A 1,622-nucleotide genomic window follows, 5' to 3' on the forward strand; every position below is an offset into this window, starting at 1 on the left:
CATAAGTTAGGGTGAATCCGACTTCTAAACTCTAAACCTAAACCCTGCCTACTGTCTAGAACGAAATAGCCCTGCGTTTAATCGTGACTAGCAGCGCGGCGGTGCTGGAAGTGCGCGGTTCAATTCACAAGCTGTTTTATGCGGAGTTGCCGAAGGGTAAATATGCCAATATGCACGCCGAAATATTTGAGTTTCACCTAAATATGGACAAAATTAAACAGGTGAAGTTTGAAACGGGTGAGGCGAAAAGAGGCAATTTCACTACTTATGCAATCCGTTTTCTCGACGAACAAAATGAGGCTGCTTTGAGCGCGTTTTTGCAGTGGGGAAAGCCGGGGGAATACGAACCAGGACAGGTGGAAAATTGGCATGAATTGAAGGAAAAATACGGGGAAGTTTGGGAACCCGCACCTGTTGAGGCGCTTTAAAACTTAGGTTTTTCCACCTTTAAATTGCAGATAGGGGGCGGGTAGGATGCCCAACCCCTACTCCCCACAAGCAGAACATTTATTTTTGTGCAACAGGCATCTTGCCTGTTTAGGAAAATGGTATAAAATATGATGTTTAACTGATTAGTTGTCTAATTTTTGAATTAATGAACCGCAGAGGTCGCAGAGAACGCCAAGAAGAGAGAAAGAGAAAGTTAGTTGTTTGAATGTAATTGGGTATGAAGGGAATTTGGAGTTTTTGTCTGGTTTTGGCGATACTGCTGTGGGGTGGCGTTGCGAGAGCGGGGGTTTTGGGCGATCGCATATCAAGTTTTCCCAATTGGGAAAGCAAGCCTCCTATCGCTGTAGCTAAGGGAGATTTGGTATATCCAGACTGGATGGCGGGGAATTGGAATGTTTCTAGCACTTTGGTAGATTTAGCCGCTCCTTTAGCGCCAAATATTGTCACGCCAGGATTTGAAAGCAACCGCCAGTATTTGCAGCAGCCGATATTATTTAAAGTGCGCTTTCAACCTGAAAAAAATCTTGGGTTAATTTATAATTATACCTTTAAAAAGGCTCAAAAGATTGTAGCCGATCGCACTTTTAACGGTTTGAACATTGCCAAGGCTTATTTAGGCGATCGTGGCGTACTTTCGGTGAAAGTCGATCCGACCAATCCCAACCGCCAAATTACTGTTTTGAAAGGGGAACGCCAATTAATTTCGATTGTTACCAGTCGGGGAACTGAGACGCCGAATCCTCGGGAGTTTGTGTCTACAGAGATTTCTCAGCAGATTTTTCGGGGAGAGTCTGATATTTATTTAAATGAGGTGGAGACAACAACGGCTTATCGAGTTGTTGGAGGCGGGAAAAATGGCGATTCTGCGGATAAAAGAATTGAGGCCGATCAGGTGACAGCGATTTATTTGTCGCCGCAAGACCCGGATTATTTTGCTGCTGGCGGGCATCCTGTGGCTTTGTACCGATATCGGTTGGAGTTGGTGCGGACATAATTACATTGTCATCTCGATCGGTCTAGCGATCGGCTTTTTTTGCCCCTCTCTCTCCTTTCATCAGCTTTCCTAATCACAGTCATCAGTTTAACTGTCGCTACACCCCTTTACAAACCTTAACGATAGGCGTAATAATATAAACATCATCCGAACATTGACAACCAAATACAGCAATCAT

The 1,622-nt window shown here is 44.3% G+C and carries 2 protein-coding genes; both read left to right on the forward strand.

Features of this window, described 5'->3' with window-relative positions:
* Positions 1-83: 83 nt before the first annotated feature.
* Positions 84-428 carry a heme utilization protein HuvX gene (locus tag QUB44_RS30795; RefSeq protein ID WP_333373699.1) on the forward strand — a complete coding sequence of 115 codons (345 nt, stop codon included), beginning with the start codon at positions 84-86 and terminating at the stop codon, positions 426-428.
* 239 nt (positions 429-667) lie between these two features.
* Positions 668-1,444 (forward strand): DUF6816 family protein, encoded by a 777-nt coding sequence (locus tag QUB44_RS30800; RefSeq protein ID WP_333373702.1) that lies wholly within the window; start codon positions 668-670, stop codon positions 1,442-1,444.
* The last annotated feature ends 178 nt before the right edge of the window (positions 1,445-1,622 follow it).

The sequence above is a fragment of the Microcoleus sp. AT3-D2 genome (assembly GCF_036705715.1).
Taxonomy (GTDB): domain Bacteria; phylum Cyanobacteriota; class Cyanobacteriia; order Cyanobacteriales; family Microcoleaceae; genus Microcoleus.